Below are 14,059 nucleotides of genomic sequence, written 5' to 3' on the forward strand. Positions count from 1 at the left end.
AACCGCCCGACCAACGGCGCGTCCTCGGCCGCGCCTTTCGGCGGCATCGGACTGTCGGGCAACCACCGGCCGAGCGCCTTCTATGCCGCCGATTATTGCGCTTATCCGGTCGCGAGCAGCGAAAGCGACGCGATGCGGGCGTCCATCGGCGTCGGATTGCGCGATCCCGAAGGATCGCAGCTGGTCACCAAGAAATATCTGTAGCCGCATCTTCCTCGCCCCGGACTTGATTCGGCATTCATTCCGGCGACGAAGCGATGGCCCCTGGATCAAGTCCGGGGTGAAGACGATGGCGGAGGCAATTTTACCTTCACCAGCGTCAATAAAGGCTGCTTTGCCAATCACGGCCTGCACCATCATTTATCGTGTATGGAAAAGCCTCTCCCTCTTGCGGGCAAATTGTGGCTCGTCGGCGCCGGTCCGGGTGATCCCGACCTGCTGACGCTGCGCGCCGCGCGCTTGCTCGCAAGTGCTGATCTGGTCGTGCATGATGGCCTAGTCGGCGATGGCGTGCTTGCGATGATCCCCCCGCACGTCGAGCGGATCAGCGTCGCCAAGCAGCGCAGCCGTCACACGATGAAGCAGGAGTTGATCAACGACCTGCTCGTCCACGAGGCGCTTGCCGGAAAGCAGGTCGTGCGCCTGAAAGGCGGCGATCCGTTCATCTTCGGTCGCGGCGGCGAGGAGCTCGACGCGGCGCGCGCGGCCGGGATCGCAGTGGAAGTCGTCCCCGGCATCACCGCGGCGGCGGGCTGCGCGGCGCAGGCGGGCCTCCCCCTCACCCACCGCGAAGACGCCAGCGCGGTCAGCTTCGTCGCGGGCCAGTGCAAGGATCTGACCGATCAGGACTGGTCGGGCCTCGCGGGCCATGGCCGCACCCTCGTCATCTACATGGGCCTCGCCACCGCCAGCGCCATCGCCGACAAGCTGATCGCTGACGGTGTATCGCCCGCCCTGCCCGTGGCAGTAATCGAGCGCGGTACGACCGCCGATGCCCGCGTCCTGCGCACCCTCCTCACCGACCTTGGCGACCTCGTCGCACGCGAGAAAGTCCAGAGCCCGTCGCTGATCATCGTCGGCAAGGTCGCGGCGCGCGCCGATGCGCTCGACTGTCTTGGCGCCCCCGGCGTTGCTGAAAAATTGGGGAATTTTACATGAAACTGCTGACCGGCAATGACCTGAAAACAGGATTTGTCACCTGGTGGACCGGCGCCGACTGGTCGCTGCATATCGAGGACGCCGCCGATGTCGGCGAGCATGGCGAGGCGATCCTCGCCGCCGAGGAAGGCGCGCGCCGCGTCAACGCGCCCTATATCATTGCCGGCGAGCAAACCCCCGACGGCCCCCGCCCCGCGCACATCAAGGACCGTATCCGCGCGCTGGGTCCGACCGTGCGCCCCGACCTGACACTGAAACCTGCCGATCCGAACGCCGGCGACTGGGTGATCTGATATGTATAAATATGACGAATATGACCATGCGATGGTCGAAGCGCGCGTCGCGGAGTTCAGCGACCAGGTGCGCCGCCGCCTCGCGGGCGAAATCACCGAGGACCAGTTCAAGCCGCTGCGGCTGATGAATGGCCTCTATCTCCAGCTCCACGCCTATATGCTGCGCGTCGCGGTGCCCTATGGCACGCTCGACAGCCGCCAGATGCACATGCTGGCGCATATCGCGCGTAAATATGACCGCGATTACGGCCATTTCACCACGCGCCAGAATATCCAGTATAATTGGATCAAGCTGGAGGATGCGCCCGCGATCCTCGAAGACCTCGCCTCGGTCGAAATGCACGCCATCCAAACGAGCGGCAATTGCATCCGCAACATCAGCTCGGACCAATGGGCCGGCGCCGCTGCCGACGAAATCACCGATCCGCGGCCGTGGGCCGAACTGCTCCGCCAATGGTCGAGCTTCCACCCCGAATTCAGCTATTTGCCGCGCAAGTTTAAAATCGCCGTCATCGCCGCAGAGGAAGATCGCGCGGCGATGCGCCTCCACGACATCGGCATTCAGATCGTCGAAAAGGACGGGCAGCACGGCGCCGCTTTCTACGTCGGCGGCGGCATGGGCCGCACCCCGATGATCGCACCGCTGATCAAGGATTTCGTGCCGCTCGACGACATGCTGAGCTATGCCGAGGCATGCCTGCGCGTCTACAACCGCTACGGCCGCCGCGACAATATCTACAAGGCGCGCATCAAGATCCTGATCCACGAGCTGGGCGCCGACGAATATCGCCGCCAGGTCGAGGAAGAGTGGGCGCATGTAAAGTCGCTCGGCATCGACCCGCCGAAGGCCGAATTCGACCGCATCGCCAAGCAGTTCACACCGCCCGCGCTCGACGCCTCGGCGCCCGATGACATCGACCGCAGCGATCCCGATTTCGCGGTCTGGGTCGACCAGAATGTCGCCGCGCACAAGGTGCCGGGCCATGCGATCGTCAACATCAGCCTGAAGCCCGTCGGCGGCATCCCCGGCGATGCCAGCTCGGCGCAGATCGACCTGATGGCCGATCTTGCCGAAAAACACAGCCATGACGAACTGCGCGTCACCCATGCGCAGAACATCGTGCTGCCGCACGTCCGCAAGGCCGATCTTTATGCCATCTGGCAGGCGCTCGACACCGCGGGCCTCGCAACGCCGAACCTCGACCTGATCAGCGACATCATCGCCTGCCCCGGGCTCGATTATTGCAGCCTCGCCAATGCGCGCTCGATCCCCGTCGCGCAGAAGATCGCGGCGCGCTTTTCCGATCTTGGCCGCCAGAAGGAACTCGGCGAGCTCAAGCTCAAGATTTCGGGCTGCATCAACGCCTGCGGGCATCATCATGCCGGCCACATCGGTATCCTCGGCGTCGATCGCAAAGGCACCGAGAATTACCAGCTTTTGCTCGGCGGATCGGGCGCCGAGGACGTGTCGCTCGGCACGATCACCGGCCCCGGCTTCGACGAAGATGGCATCGTCGATGCGATCGAGCGCGTCACCGACAAATATCTTGCGACACGCACCGATGGCGAACGTTTCGTCGATACCTTCCGCCGCGTCGGCATGGCCCCGTTCAAGGAGGCGATCTATGGTTGAGCATCTGCAAGCCGATGGCGAAGAACCCTGCGTCACGCTCGATGCGTTTCTCGAACAGTCGAATGCGACCGCGGTGCGGCTCGAATCCGATGAAGATGCCCGCGCGCTGATCCCCTTTCTCGACAGGCTGAAGCTGATCGAGGTCGCCTTTCCGAAATTCCGCGACGGCCGCGGCTATTCGTCGGCGCGGATCCTGCGTGAGGCCGGTTTCACGGGCGAATTGCGCGCGCAGGGCGACGTGCTGGTCGACCAGATCGCCTATATGAAGCGCTGCGGTTTCGACAGCTTCGCGCCCGAAAAGGACCTTAATCCTGCGGACGTCGAGGCGGCGCTGGCGCGCTGGCCCGAACATTATCAGGGCGCCGCCGACGGCGCGGTGCCGATATGGAAATTAAGGCATGGCTGATTTGAACACCTCTCTACCCCAAGGCGCCGACCGAACCCGCGACCGGATCGACGTGGCGCCGCGCTTCACCCAGGCCGACGTCATCCGGCTCAACAACCTTTTCCGCGGCCAGGACGCCGCCGAAGTCGTCGCGAGCGTGATTGGCGCCGGGTTGCTGGGCGAGACCGCGATCGTCTCCAGCTTCGGTGCTGAAAGTGCCGTTCTGCTGCATCTGGTGACGCAGGCGGCACCCGACATGCCCGTGCTGTTCCTCGACACCGGCAAGCATTTCCCCGAAACCTTGGCCTATCGCGACACCCTCGCCGCGAAGCTGGGGCTCAACATCGTCAACCTGACCCCCGATGCCGAGGACCTTGCGGCAAAGGACGCGACCGATCTGCGCTGGTCCTACGACCCCGATGGCTGCTGCGAAATCCGCAAGGTCAAGCCGCTCGAAAAAGCGCTGACCGATTTCGACACCTCGATCACCGGGCGCAAGGGTTTCCAGTCATCGACGCGGCAAGGCCTCGCCCGCTTCGAGCTTGACGGATCGACCGGCCGACTCAAATTCAACCCGCTCGCCAATTGGACGCGCGAACAGCTCGACGCCTATTTTGCCGCGCACGAATTGCCGCGCCACCCGCTGGAATCGCAAGGCTATCCGTCGATCGGCTGCTCACCCTGCACGTCGAAAGTCCAGCCGGGCGAAGATCCGCGCTCGGGTCGCTGGCGCGGCTGGGACAAGACCGAATGCGGCATCCACACCGAAGTGACGCCGCTGGGCGAAGATCCGGCGAACGACCCGGCATTTTAGGCCGAACGCCGGGATTGCCATCGCGCGACAATATTCGCGACGCCGCCGTAGGCAAAGAACAGGCCGACGATCAGCCAGATCGCGCTTTGCCAGATCGGGGTGTCTGCACCGAGAGCGACGATGACACACAGCGGCGCGAAGACCGCTGAAATCAAAATAAAGCGTCGCGGCATTGCGGCGCGTAGATGCTGAACCACTTGCCTACCATCACGAGGCGGCTCGGCCGGGAATCGACGTTTAACCTCGCTCACCCACTTCCTTCGCTCCCAAAACCCGGCGTTCAGAAACTCGTCGCGCTCTTGGGCGGAAACGGCAATTCCGGACGAATAGCGGTCGCGATAGAATAGAAATTCTTCGCCATAGGGCTCAAAGGCAAGCTCAAGGATGGCTGTTTCGGAAGCGCTTCGGCCGCTCATTCATAATCCTCGAACGCCTGGCTATCATCGGCAAGGTCGCTGAACTTCGTCGTCTTCGCCTCGAAGTGCAGGCGCACCTTGCCGGTCGATCCGTGTCGCGATTTCGCGACGATGACTTCGGCCAGTCCGAAAACGCGCTCCATCTCCGCCGCCCATTCTTCATGTTGCGCGTGGATCTTCACATCGTCACCCTCGACGGGACGTTTCGGTTCGCGCGCCGCGACATAATAATCTTCGCGGAACACGAACAGCACCATGTCGGCATCCTGTTCGATCGATCCCGATTCGCGAAGGTCGGACAGCTGCGGGCGCTTGTCCTCGCGGCTTTCGACTGCACGGCTGAGCTGCGACAGCGCCATCACCGGCACATTGAGTTCTTTTGCCAACGTCTTCAGCCCGCGGGAAATTTCCGAAATTTCCTGCACGCGATTATCGCCGCTTTTCGATGACCCCTGCAATAGCTGGAGATAGTCGACGATGACGAAGCCGATGCCGTGGCGCCGCTGCAAACGCCGTGCCCGCGTGCGCAGTCCCGCGATCGTCAGGCCCGGCGTATCGTCGATGAACAGCGGCAGCGTCTGGAGCGCCTGCGCGGCGCGGCTCAGTTGCTGGAACTGCTCCTTGCTGATCTTGCCCATGCGCAGCGCCTCGCCCGACACGCCCGATTGTTCCGCCAGCACACGCGTCGCAAGCTGGTCGGCAGACATTTCGAGGCTGAAGAACGCGACCTTCGCGCCCATATTCTTTTCGGGCGGAATGCCGTCATCCTCGTCGCGGCGGAACCGTTCGGCGGCGTTGTAGGCAATATTGGTCGCCAGCGAGGTCTTCCCCATGCCAGGGCGGCCGGCGAGGATCATCAAATCCGAATTGTGCATGCCACCGATCTTGGCATTCATGCTGCCGATCCCGGTCGTGATCCCCGACAAATGCCCGCCCGAGTTGAGCGCGCGCTCGGCGGCTTGCAGCGCAGTCAGGCTGGCCTGGTTGAAGCTTTTGACCGACCCCATCTCGGCCTCGCCGCCGGCGACGCGGTAGAGCGCGGTTTCGGCTTCCTCGATCTGCGATTGCGGATCGACGCTTTCGCTGGTGTCGAGTGCATTGTCGACAAGTCCGCGCCCGACCCCGACGAGTTCGCGCAGCAACGCCAGGTCGAAAATCTGCCGCGCGAAGTCGCGCGCGCCGATCAGCCCGGCGCCGCTGCCGGTTAGCTGGGCCAGATAACCGACCCCGCCGACCGCCTTCATCGCTTCGTCGGCCTCGAAATAGGGCTTCAGCGTCACCGGCGTCGCGATGCTGTTGCGTTCGATCAGCGCCATCGTCTGCTGGAAGATACGCCCGTGGAGGGGTTCAAAAAAATGGTCGGGGGTCAGCGCAACGGGCAGGTCCTCGACGACTCGGTTATCGATCAGGATTGCGCCGAGAAACGCGGCCTCGGCCTCGATATTCCGGGGTAATTGGCGCTCATCCCCGGTGTTGGCCGGGGTCGGTATCAGGGCAAGTTCTGGCATGGCAACCTTCATGCGGCGCCGCCTTGGATGGCGCAACCGGCGATACCGCACACGCTAACATAACTGTGGAATGCTGTGAATAAGTCGGCTTGCCCTTCGCCGCAGCGCAAGTAGAAGCACGGACAGCATGGCTGACGCGGACCCCTCGAAACAACGGATCATTTCGGTCGAACTCGACGAGGGATCGATCGTGTGGCGCAACCCCGATGTCGAACAGGAACGCCGCGTCGCGATCTTCGACCTGATCGAGGATAATAAATTCGTGCCGCAACGCGGCCACCCCGACGGCTATGCAGGCCCCTATCGCCTGATGCTACGTGTCGAGGAAGGTCGGCTGATCTTTGAAATATCGCGCGAAGACGGCTCCCCGCTCGAAGCGATCATCCTGGGCCTGGGCCGTTTCCGCCGCCCGATCCGGGACTATTTTGCGATTTGCGACAGCTATTATCAAGCGATCAAGACCGCGACCGCGCAGCAGATCGAAACCGTCGATATGGCGCGGCGCGGGCTGCACAACGAAGCCGCCGAAATGCTGATGGACCGGCTCGACGGCAAGATCGCGGTCGATTTTGCGACCGCGCGGCGGCTGTTCACGCTGATCTGCGTGCTGCACATCAAGGGCTGACGATGGCGACGGGGGCAATCCGCGGTGGCAAGTCGGCACAGGCCGCCGACACATGGCGCGCCGCCGTCGCGCGCACGCTGCGGCGGATTGGTGCCGCCATCGCACTGTTGCTGCTCGCTGCGGGCCTCGCGCTCTGGTGGGCGGCGCGCTGGGTTCCCGATCGCGGGCTCTATCCGACGCAGGGGGTCACGATCGACGCAGGCAACGGCGATGTCCATTGGGGATCGATCAAGGCGGCCGGCGCAGATTTCGCCTATATCATGGCGACCGATGGCGCCCGGCGCGTCGACCCGCAGTTCGTGCGAAACATGACCGACGCCCGCGACGCCGGGGTGCAGGCGGGGGCAATACACCGCTACAGCCTGTGTCAGCTCGCGACCGACCAGGCCGCCAATTTTATCCGCCACGTGCCGCGCCGCGCCGATGCGCTGCCCGCCGTTGTCTGGCTCGACTATGACGATCGCTGTCCGGACCGCCCGACGCGCGCGCTTCTATTGTCCGAACTCGCGACCTTTCTGGCGCAGATCGAGGCGCATATGGGCAAGCGCAGCCTGATCGCGCCCGGCCCCGCGTTCGAGAGCGATTACAAGGTGACGCGGGGCATTGCGCGCACGACCTGGCTGCGCCGCGATTTCTTTGAACCCGATTATGGCGCCCACCCCTGGGCGATGTGGCAGGCCAATAATTATGTCCGCTTATCCGGCGCCGACGGCACCGTTGGCTGGAACGTCGTCCGCCCCGAAGGAGATATGCGATGAGCGACACGCTCGCAGCCCTGATCGCCGCCGCGCGCGACGCCGCAACCCGCGCCTATGCCCCCTATTCCGGCTTTCATGTCGGCGCAGCACTGCTGCTGAAGAACGGCGACGTCGTCACGGGCGCGAATGTCGAGAATGCGAGCTATGGCCTCACCCTCTGCGCCGAGACGACAGCGATAGCGAAGATCGCCAACGAAGGCTGGATCGGCGAGCTTGCCGAAGTCGCGATCATCGGCGGGCGGCCCGATGGCGACAATTTGATCGGCAGCGATCCGGTCAATCCGTGCGGCCGTTGCCGCCAGATCCTCAACGAAGCCGCCGAGCGGTCGGAGAGGGACATCTTAGTTCATTGCGCGTCGGGCGACGGCAAGACAGTGAACAGCTACAAGCTCAGCGAGCTGCTTCCGGCGGCCTTCGGGCCAAAGGATCTCGGCCTCCTCGACTGACCGCTTGCGCAAGACCCGCAGGACCGACAAGACAGCGGCATGAGCATTCTTTCCGACAAATGGATTCGCGAAGCCGCCCGGACGCAGGGCATGATCGAACCGTTCGTGGAGGCGCAGCGCCGCGACGGCTGCATCAGCTACGGCCTGTCGTCCTATGGTTATGACGCGCGCGTCGCGCCCGAATTCAAGATCTTCACCAATGTCGATTCGACCATCGTCGATCCGAAGGATTTCGACCCGAAAAATTTCGTCGACCGCGAAACCGATGTCTGCATCATCCCGCCGAACAGCTTCGCACTCGCGCGCACGGTGGAATATTTTCGCATCCCGCGCGATGTGCTCGTGATCTGCCTCGGCAAGTCGACCTATGCGCGCTGCGGCATCATCGTGAACGTCACCCCGCTCGAGCCCGGATGGGAGGGGCATGTGACGCTGGAATTTTCCAACACCACCCCCCTGCCCGCCAAGATTTACGCCAATGAAGGCGCGTGCCAGTTCCTGTTCCTGCAAGGCAACGAGCCGTGCGAGACGAGCTACGCCGACCGCGCGGGCAAATATATGGGGCAAAAGGGCGTGACGCTGCCCAAGCTGTAACGCGGAACCCGACCGCCTTCCCGCGCGTCCTGTCGGCACAAGCGGACGGGGCACGCCAGGGAAGGAATCTTCATGTCCATGATCGCCGTCTTCATCGGCCGCCTTTTCATCGCGGTTATCTTCATCATATCGGGCATCAACAAGCTGATCCACGTCAGCGATACCAGTGCGATGATCTCAGCCGCCGGTCTGCCCGGCGGTCTTGCCATTCCGGTCGGCCTGTTCGAGATGATCGCGGGCGTGTGCATTGCGTTCGGCATTGCCGTACGCCTGGTATCCATCCTGCTCGCGGGCTTCGTCCTCGCCACCATCCTCTTCTTTCACCGCGAGTTCACCGATCCGATGCAGGCGATGGCGGCAATGAAAAATCTCGCGATCGCGGGCGGATTGCTGTGCCTGTTCGGCTATGGACACACGCGCTGGAGCTATGACGCGCTGCGCCAGCGCCGGCGCGACGAGCTGGCTGCCCACCGGGCGCAGCAACATGCAAGCGAAGCCGAATTGCGCGCGGCCCGCGCCGAGGGGCGCGCTGAAGCGGTCGCACCGCCCCCCGCGGCCGAAAAACGCCCCTTCTGGCGTCGTTGACGCTTCGCGCTTGGCAAGCTTTCGCCGCTGCGCTAGCGTCTCCTTGACGTTTACGTAAAGGGAGGATGGTCGTGGCAAAAGCGCGCGAGTTCGACATCATCGTCTATGGCGCAACCGGCTTTACCGGCCGCCTCGTGGCAGAATATCTGGCAGCCCATTATGCTAGCCGCCCCGATGCGCCAAAATGGGCGATGGCGGGGCGCAGCGCCGACAAGCTGGCCGAGGTTCGCGCGCTGGTCGGTGCGCCCGAGGATACCCCGCTGGTCGTTGCCGACGCCAGCGATCCCGCCAGCCTCGACGCGATGGCGGCGCGCGCGCAGGTCGTCCTGACTACGGTCGGCCCGTACCAGCTCTACGGGCGCGATCTCGTCGCCGCCTGCGTCAAGGCGGGCACCGCCTATGCCGATCTTTGCGGCGAACCCGGCTGGATGCGCGAGATGATCGACGAACAGGAAGCCGCGGCCAAGGCTTCGGGCGCGCGCATCACATTCAGCTGCGGGTTCGATTCGATTCCGTTCGATCTGGGCGTCCTGTTCTTGCAGGCCGAAGCCGTCCGACGCCACGGCCAACCCGCCCCGCGCGTCAAAGGCCGCGTCCGCAAGATGGCAGGCGGCGCATCGGGCGGCACGATCGCCAGCCTTACCGAAACCTTGAAGGCCATCGCCAAAAAGCCGTCCCTCGCGCTGCTGCTCAAGTCCAGTTTCGCGCTCACGCCCGGTTTTGAGGGGCCGTCGCAGCCGACGGGGCTGGTCCCCGAATATGACAGCGCGACCGGCACCTGGACCGCGCCCTTCGTCATGGCTCCGATCAACACCAAGAATGTCCACCGCACCAATTTCCTGCTCGGCCACCCATGGGGTGCCGACCTGGTCTATGACGAAATGGTGATGACGACGATTGGTGATGCCGGCAAGGCGATGGCCGAAGCGATGGCAAAGGCGAATCCCTTTGACCCGAGCATCAAGCCCGGCGACGGCCCGAGCAAGGAAGAGCGCGAAAACGGTTTCTACGACATATTGTTCATCGGCGAATATGAAGACGGCACGACGATCCGCGCCAGCGTCCAGGGCGACCGCGACCCCGGCTATGGCTCGACGTCGAAGATGCTGGCCGAAACGGGCATTGCGCTGCTCGCGAACAAGGGGCCGGGCGGCATTTGGACGCCGGGGGCGCTGCTTGGCGATGCGCTGATCGAACGATTGACCGCGAACGCCGGCTTGACCTTCCGACTAGAGGAATAAGGACAAGATGACGACCTCTCCCAGCGCGCTCGACGCGCTGCTCGCCACGCTGCGCACCGAAGACGGAATAGCGAAGGCCCATATCGACCAAGGTTGGATGCAGGGCCGCACCGCCTATGGCGGGATCAGTTCGGCGGTCGCGCTGGCAGGAACAATGGCGCTGCATCCGACCGAAACGCCGTTGCGTTACGCGCAGATCAGCTTCGTCGGGCCTGTCGGGGGCGACTGCACGGTCGCAACGCGCGTCCTGCGCCAGTCAAAATCGAGCCTGTTCATCGACGCCGGCGTATCAAGTGACCAGGGGTTTGGCACCGCCGCGGTTTTCGCTTTTTCGCCCGACCGCCAAAGTCATCTCGACCACAGCCGGCTGACGATGCCCGAGGCGCCCGATCCCGACACGCTGGCGCCCGTGCCCGAACATCATGCGCGGCCATCCTTTGTCCGCCATTTCGACATGCGGCCAACCACGGGACCGCGGTTCGGATGGAAAAGCGAAGTCGGCGAATATCTGACCTGGGTGCGTTTCGTGGAGGAGCCCGCATGTCATCCCGCGGTCGCGCTGCTTGCGATGGGCGACGCGCTGCCACCCGCCGCGATGGCGCTGTTCAGCCAGTTCGGGCCGATCAGTTCGATGAACTGGACAGTCAACATGCTGACCAGCGCCCCGTCAACCGACGACGGCTGGTGGCTGCTGTCGGCAAAGACCGGCTATGCCAGGCACGGCCTGTCGGTGCAGGACATGATGCTGTGGAATCGTGCGGGCGAACCCATCCTCAGCGGCAGTCAGGCGATCGCGATCTACGTCTGATCGCCTAGCCGGCGCGCCGCGGGCGTCAGTCGTCCCAATGGTCAGCGTGGTGCCGGTCGTCACGATCGCGCTCGCGCCATTTTTTCTCGGCCTCGTGCCGCTCCTTCGCGGCCTCGCGGCGCCGCTCATGGTCGAGCTTCGCCAGTTCACGGTCGCATTCGGCGGCCTTTTGGCGGTATTCGCGGCGATCCTTCGCTTCATACAGCTTCTTGTCGCAATCGGCGCGCGTCTCCATGTGCTTCTTGCTATAATCATAACGATAGTCGCCTGGGTCGGCGAACGCCGGCACATTGGTCAATATCAGCGCCGATGCGCTCAGGAAAATCAAACGGATGAGCATGGCCGTCCTCCTTGTCGGAAGACCGTAACCGGACGAAGCTGAACATGGATTGAAGCGGCAAAGCCGACCATCGCTAATTCGCGAGCGGCAGTGCGATCACGGCGTCGAGCCCGCCGCCATCGCGGTTCGCCAATGTTAGCGCCCCGCCCTCGCCTTCCGCGATATCGCGCGCGATTGACAGGCCCAGTCCGGCGCCGCCGGTCGCCCGGTTGCGCGACTGTTCGCCGCGCGCAAAGGGCTCGACCAGCGTCCGGATCTGCTCGTCGGTCAGGCCGGGGCCGTCGTCCGACACGATGATCCGCGCCGCGCCGCCCTGCACCGCAACCGACAGCCGGGCGCGTCGGCCATAAGCAACGGCATTGTCGATCAGGTTGCGCAGCGCCCGCTTGAGCAGCATCGGGCGGACCAGCGGAGACACGTCGGCAATCTCCCCGGTCGCCACATCCTTACCGCGCTCGCGATAATCGGCAACGAGTTCGCCAATCAATTCGCGCAGCGGGACGCATTCTTGGGCCTCGGTCCCGGCCCCTGAGCGCGCCAGTGCCAGGATATCGCTCAGCATCGCGGTCATCTCGTCGATGCTCGCGATCATCTTGTCGCGCAGCACCTCGTCCGCAACGCCTTCGACGCGCACGCGCAGGCTGGCGAGCGGCGTGCGCAGGTCATGCCCCACGGCGCCAAGCATTCGGTCCTTGTCCGACAGCATCGTCGCAATGCGGGTTCGATAGGCGTTGAACGCGGCGATCAGGTCGCGCACGTCGGACGGGCCTTCCTCTTCGAGCGGTTCGGCATTGCGCAGCGCCGGATTGGCCCGCGCCGCGCGCGTCAGATCGCGCAACGGCCGCGCCGCGCGATAGGCGATCAGCATGATCGGGACGAGCAGCAGCAGATAGAGCGACAGCGTCTGCCAGACGAGGAAACCCTGCAAGCGATTGCCGCTCGACGGCACTCGGCTGCGCACGCCGTAATAATTTCCGTCGATTTTCGCCGCCACCAGCACGGTCCGGCCGGGCAATCGCGTCCGGCCGATGCGGGGAGGCTGCGGCAACACCCACGCCTGCACATCCTGGGCGGGAATGTTCGCTTCCGTCAGCAAATTGTCCACATAGGCCGCCAGGTCGGCGAGAGGAATCGCGCGTTTCGGCAGCGGCGGCGGCATCGGGTCGATCCAGACTTTTGGCTCGCGCCGGAGGCGGTGCGGCTGTCCGCGTCCACCGCTGATTTCCGGCAGACCGCGTTCTTGTCGGTCCATCGCGTCGATGATCCGCGCCACGGCCATACCGCCGCCATGGGCAAGCGTTTGTTGTTTCTGGCCGCGCGCGAGCAAGGCAAAATTGATCGCCTGGGCGACGAACAGGATCACCGCGACCGAAAAGACAAGCTGCCCGATCAGGCTGCGAGGCCACAGGCGCAATTTCATGCGGCGGCGCCGATGCGCCGGACTTCGCAGGCGAGCGTATAGCCCCCGCCCCAGACCGTTTTGACGATCTGCGGATGCGCGGCATCGATCTCGATCTTCTTGCGCAGCCGGCTGACCAGATTGTCGATCGCGCGGTCGAAAATATCGGCCTCGCGCCCGCGGACAAGGTCGAGCAGCCGGTCGCGGCTCATCACCTGCCTGGGATGGCGCACCAGCGCGTGGAGCAGGTGATATTCGCCCGACGACAGCGCGACCTCGTTGCCGTCGGCATCGACGAGCACGCGCTCCACCTCGCGCAGCACCCAGTCGCCGAATGCATAGCAGGTGCCGCCCCGATCGAGCGCACGGCCGCCTTGCTGTGTGCGACGTAGCACAGTGCGGATACGCGCGACCAGTTCGCGCGGATTGAACGGTTTGACGACATAATCGTCAGCGCCGATTTCCAGCCCGATGATCCGTTCCGTATCTTCGGCGCGCGCGGTCAGCAGGATCACCGGAATGCCGCTCGTCTCGCGCAGGTGGCGCGTCAGCGACAAGCCGTCCTCGCCGGGCATCATGATGTCGCTGACCACCAGGTCAACCGTCTGCGCGCGCAGCACCGAGCGCGCTTCGGCCGCGCTTGCGGCGTCGGTCACCGCAAAACCCTGCGCGGCCAGATATTCGCCCAGCGGCTCGCGGATCGACGGTTCGTCGTCGATCAGCAGGATGCGCGGCGTGTCGCTGTCGGTCATGCGGGTTCCGTCAAAAAGATGCTAGTTCGCCCACCGGCCGCGAAGGCCGATGGGCGATAGCTGGCAGGGACCGGCAACAAAGGCAATGCCGGGAGGGGGGATGGCCTGCGCGTGACTGTCGACCCCTGCCAAATGGTTATTCGCCCGCGGGGGCCGCCGGCGGCGCGCCGCGCCGGGCGCGCCATGCGCCACGCTGGGCCTGGCGTTCATCTACGCTGACCTGACCATCCTTGTTCGCGTCGGCCGCGTCGAACCGCGCCAGTGCGGCAGTCTGGAACTCGGCTTGGCTGACCGCCTTGTCGCC

At 64.3% G+C, this 14,059-nt stretch carries 17 protein-coding genes and 1 pseudogene; 13 read left to right on the forward strand and 5 right to left on the reverse strand.

Going from position 1 to position 14,059, the window contains the following annotated elements; translation table 11 throughout:
* From astD to A3E77_RS18275, 6 genes and pseudogenes are all read left to right on the forward strand, one after another.
* Positions 1 to 204 (forward strand): annotated as a pseudogene (gene astD / locus A3E77_RS18250) (succinylglutamate-semialdehyde dehydrogenase); the annotation flags it as partial.
* Between the two features lie 165 nt (positions 205 to 369).
* A complete protein-coding gene (cobA, locus tag A3E77_RS18255; RefSeq protein WP_293648706.1) occupies positions 370 to 1,158 on the forward strand; it encodes a uroporphyrinogen-III C-methyltransferase in 789 nt (262 codons plus the stop codon).
* Complete coding sequence (locus A3E77_RS18260) at positions 1,155 to 1,451, forward strand: DUF2849 domain-containing protein (RefSeq protein ID WP_293648709.1); 297 nt, start codon at positions 1,155 to 1,157, stop codon at positions 1,449 to 1,451. Before cobA ends, A3E77_RS18260 begins: the two co-directional genes overlap by 4 nt.
* Before the next feature lies 1 nt (position 1,452).
* Positions 1,453 to 3,084, forward strand: coding sequence for a nitrite/sulfite reductase (locus A3E77_RS18265; protein ID WP_293648712.1), 1,632 nt, complete (start codon positions 1,453 to 1,455; stop codon positions 3,082 to 3,084).
* Positions 3,077 to 3,490 carry a DUF934 domain-containing protein gene (locus A3E77_RS18270; protein ID WP_293648715.1) on the forward strand — a complete coding sequence of 138 codons (414 nt, stop codon included), beginning with the start codon at positions 3,077 to 3,079 and terminating at the stop codon, positions 3,488 to 3,490. Before A3E77_RS18265 ends, A3E77_RS18270 begins: the two co-directional genes overlap by 8 nt.
* Entirely contained in the window at positions 3,483 to 4,283 is an 801-nt protein-coding gene (locus tag A3E77_RS18275) for a phosphoadenylyl-sulfate reductase (RefSeq protein WP_293648718.1), read from the forward strand. Before A3E77_RS18270 ends, A3E77_RS18275 begins: the two co-directional genes overlap by 8 nt.
* Here A3E77_RS18275 and A3E77_RS18280 read toward each other — a convergent pair.
* Entirely contained in the window at positions 4,280 to 4,699 is a 420-nt protein-coding gene (locus A3E77_RS18280; RefSeq protein WP_293648721.1) for a hypothetical protein, read from the reverse strand. The two genes, A3E77_RS18275 and A3E77_RS18280, sit on opposite strands and share 4 nt — an antisense overlap.
* On the reverse strand, positions 4,696 to 6,207 hold the full coding sequence (locus tag A3E77_RS18285) for a replicative DNA helicase (protein WP_293648724.1): 1,512 nt from the start codon (positions 6,205 to 6,207) through the stop codon (positions 4,696 to 4,698). Before A3E77_RS18285 ends, A3E77_RS18280 begins: the two co-directional genes overlap by 4 nt.
* Positions 6,208 to 6,334: 127 nt before the next feature.
* Here A3E77_RS18285 and A3E77_RS18290 point away from each other — a divergent pair, with 127 nt between their 5' ends.
* The 7 genes from A3E77_RS18290 to A3E77_RS18320 all read left to right on the forward strand — a co-directional run bounded on the left by A3E77_RS18290 (position 6,335) and on the right by A3E77_RS18320 (position 11,264).
* Positions 6,335 to 6,832 carry a UPF0262 family protein gene (locus tag A3E77_RS18290; protein ID WP_293648727.1) on the forward strand — a complete coding sequence of 166 codons (498 nt, stop codon included), beginning with the start codon at positions 6,335 to 6,337 and terminating at the stop codon, positions 6,830 to 6,832.
* Positions 6,833 to 6,834: 2 nt separating this feature from the next.
* On the forward strand, positions 6,835 to 7,590 hold the full coding sequence (locus A3E77_RS18295; protein WP_293648730.1) for a GH25 family lysozyme: 756 nt from the start codon (positions 6,835 to 6,837) through the stop codon (positions 7,588 to 7,590).
* Positions 7,587 to 8,036: a cytidine deaminase gene (locus tag A3E77_RS18300; protein ID WP_293648733.1), complete on the forward strand. Its 450-nt coding sequence runs from the start codon at positions 7,587 to 7,589 to the stop codon at positions 8,034 to 8,036. The genes A3E77_RS18295 and A3E77_RS18300 overlap by 4 nt, the downstream gene beginning before the upstream one ends.
* 39 nt (positions 8,037 to 8,075) lie before the next feature.
* Complete coding sequence (gene dcd / locus A3E77_RS18305; RefSeq protein WP_293648735.1) at positions 8,076 to 8,630, forward strand: dCTP deaminase; 555 nt, start codon at positions 8,076 to 8,078, stop codon at positions 8,628 to 8,630.
* A 72-nt stretch (positions 8,631 to 8,702) separates the two neighbouring features.
* Positions 8,703 to 9,215: a DoxX family protein gene (locus A3E77_RS18310; RefSeq protein WP_293648738.1), complete on the forward strand. Its 513-nt coding sequence runs from the start codon at positions 8,703 to 8,705 to the stop codon at positions 9,213 to 9,215.
* Positions 9,216 to 9,280: 65 nt separating this feature from the next.
* Positions 9,281 to 10,456: a saccharopine dehydrogenase family protein gene (locus A3E77_RS18315; RefSeq protein WP_293648741.1), complete on the forward strand. Its 1,176-nt coding sequence runs from the start codon at positions 9,281 to 9,283 to the stop codon at positions 10,454 to 10,456.
* A gap of 7 nt (positions 10,457 to 10,463) precedes the next feature.
* Entirely contained in the window at positions 10,464 to 11,264 is an 801-nt protein-coding gene (locus A3E77_RS18320) for an acyl-CoA thioesterase (RefSeq protein WP_293648744.1), read from the forward strand.
* Positions 11,265 to 11,289: 25 nt separating this feature from the next.
* On the opposite strand, the gene A3E77_RS18325 is transcribed toward A3E77_RS18320, so the two are convergent.
* The 3 genes from A3E77_RS18325 to A3E77_RS18335 form a co-directional block, all read right to left on the reverse strand.
* On the reverse strand, positions 11,290 to 11,604 hold the full coding sequence (locus A3E77_RS18325) for a hypothetical protein (protein ID WP_293648747.1): 315 nt from the start codon (positions 11,602 to 11,604) through the stop codon (positions 11,290 to 11,292).
* A 73-nt stretch (positions 11,605 to 11,677) separates the two neighbouring features.
* Positions 11,678 to 13,024 (reverse strand): sensor histidine kinase, encoded by a 1,347-nt coding sequence (locus A3E77_RS18330; protein WP_293648750.1) that lies wholly within the window; start codon positions 13,022 to 13,024, stop codon positions 11,678 to 11,680.
* The gene (locus A3E77_RS18335; RefSeq protein ID WP_293648753.1) at positions 13,021 to 13,755 is read right to left on the reverse strand and encodes a response regulator; all 735 of its coding nucleotides are present in this window, start codon (positions 13,753 to 13,755) and stop codon (positions 13,021 to 13,023) included. Before A3E77_RS18335 ends, A3E77_RS18330 begins: the two co-directional genes overlap by 4 nt.
* Between the last annotated feature and the right edge of the window lie 304 nt (positions 13,756 to 14,059).

This window comes from Sphingopyxis sp. RIFCSPHIGHO2_12_FULL_65_19, assembly GCF_001830555.1.
In the GTDB taxonomy this organism is placed as follows: domain Bacteria; phylum Pseudomonadota; class Alphaproteobacteria; order Sphingomonadales; family Sphingomonadaceae; genus Sphingopyxis.

Excerpts from the sequence above, each read along its gene's own strand:
- cobA (WP_293648706.1), top strand. The coding sequence starts at position 370 with ATGGAAAAGCCTCTCCCTCTTGCGGGCAAATTGTGGCTCGTCGGCGCC.
- A3E77_RS18260 (WP_293648709.1), top strand. The coding sequence starts at position 1,155 with ATGAAACTGCTGACCGGCAATGACCTGAAAACAGGATTTGTCACCTGG.
- A3E77_RS18265 (WP_293648712.1), top strand. The coding sequence starts at position 1,453 with ATGTATAAATATGACGAATATGACCATGCGATGGTCGAAGCGCGCGTC.
- A3E77_RS18270 (WP_293648715.1), top strand. The coding sequence starts at position 3,077 with ATGGTTGAGCATCTGCAAGCCGATGGCGAAGAACCCTGCGTCACGCTC.
- A3E77_RS18275 (WP_293648718.1), top strand. The coding sequence starts at position 3,483 with ATGGCTGATTTGAACACCTCTCTACCCCAAGGCGCCGACCGAACCCGC.
- A3E77_RS18280 (WP_293648721.1), bottom strand. The coding sequence starts at position 4,699 with ATGAGCGGCCGAAGCGCTTCCGAAACAGCCATCCTTGAGCTTGCCTTT.
- A3E77_RS18285 (WP_293648724.1), bottom strand. The coding sequence starts at position 6,207 with ATGCCAGAACTTGCCCTGATACCGACCCCGGCCAACACCGGGGATGAG.
- A3E77_RS18290 (WP_293648727.1), top strand. The coding sequence starts at position 6,335 with ATGGCTGACGCGGACCCCTCGAAACAACGGATCATTTCGGTCGAACTC.
- A3E77_RS18295 (WP_293648730.1), top strand. The coding sequence starts at position 6,835 with ATGGCGACGGGGGCAATCCGCGGTGGCAAGTCGGCACAGGCCGCCGAC.
- A3E77_RS18300 (WP_293648733.1), top strand. The coding sequence starts at position 7,587 with ATGAGCGACACGCTCGCAGCCCTGATCGCCGCCGCGCGCGACGCCGCA.
- dcd (WP_293648735.1), top strand. The coding sequence starts at position 8,076 with ATGAGCATTCTTTCCGACAAATGGATTCGCGAAGCCGCCCGGACGCAG.
- A3E77_RS18310 (WP_293648738.1), top strand. The coding sequence starts at position 8,703 with ATGTCCATGATCGCCGTCTTCATCGGCCGCCTTTTCATCGCGGTTATC.
- A3E77_RS18315 (WP_293648741.1), top strand. The coding sequence starts at position 9,281 with ATGGTCGTGGCAAAAGCGCGCGAGTTCGACATCATCGTCTATGGCGCA.
- A3E77_RS18320 (WP_293648744.1), top strand. The coding sequence starts at position 10,464 with ATGACGACCTCTCCCAGCGCGCTCGACGCGCTGCTCGCCACGCTGCGC.
- A3E77_RS18325 (WP_293648747.1), bottom strand. The coding sequence starts at position 11,604 with ATGCTCATCCGTTTGATTTTCCTGAGCGCATCGGCGCTGATATTGACC.
- A3E77_RS18330 (WP_293648750.1), bottom strand. The coding sequence starts at position 13,024 with ATGAAATTGCGCCTGTGGCCTCGCAGCCTGATCGGGCAGCTTGTCTTT.
- A3E77_RS18335 (WP_293648753.1), bottom strand. The coding sequence starts at position 13,755 with ATGACCGACAGCGACACGCCGCGCATCCTGCTGATCGACGACGAACCG.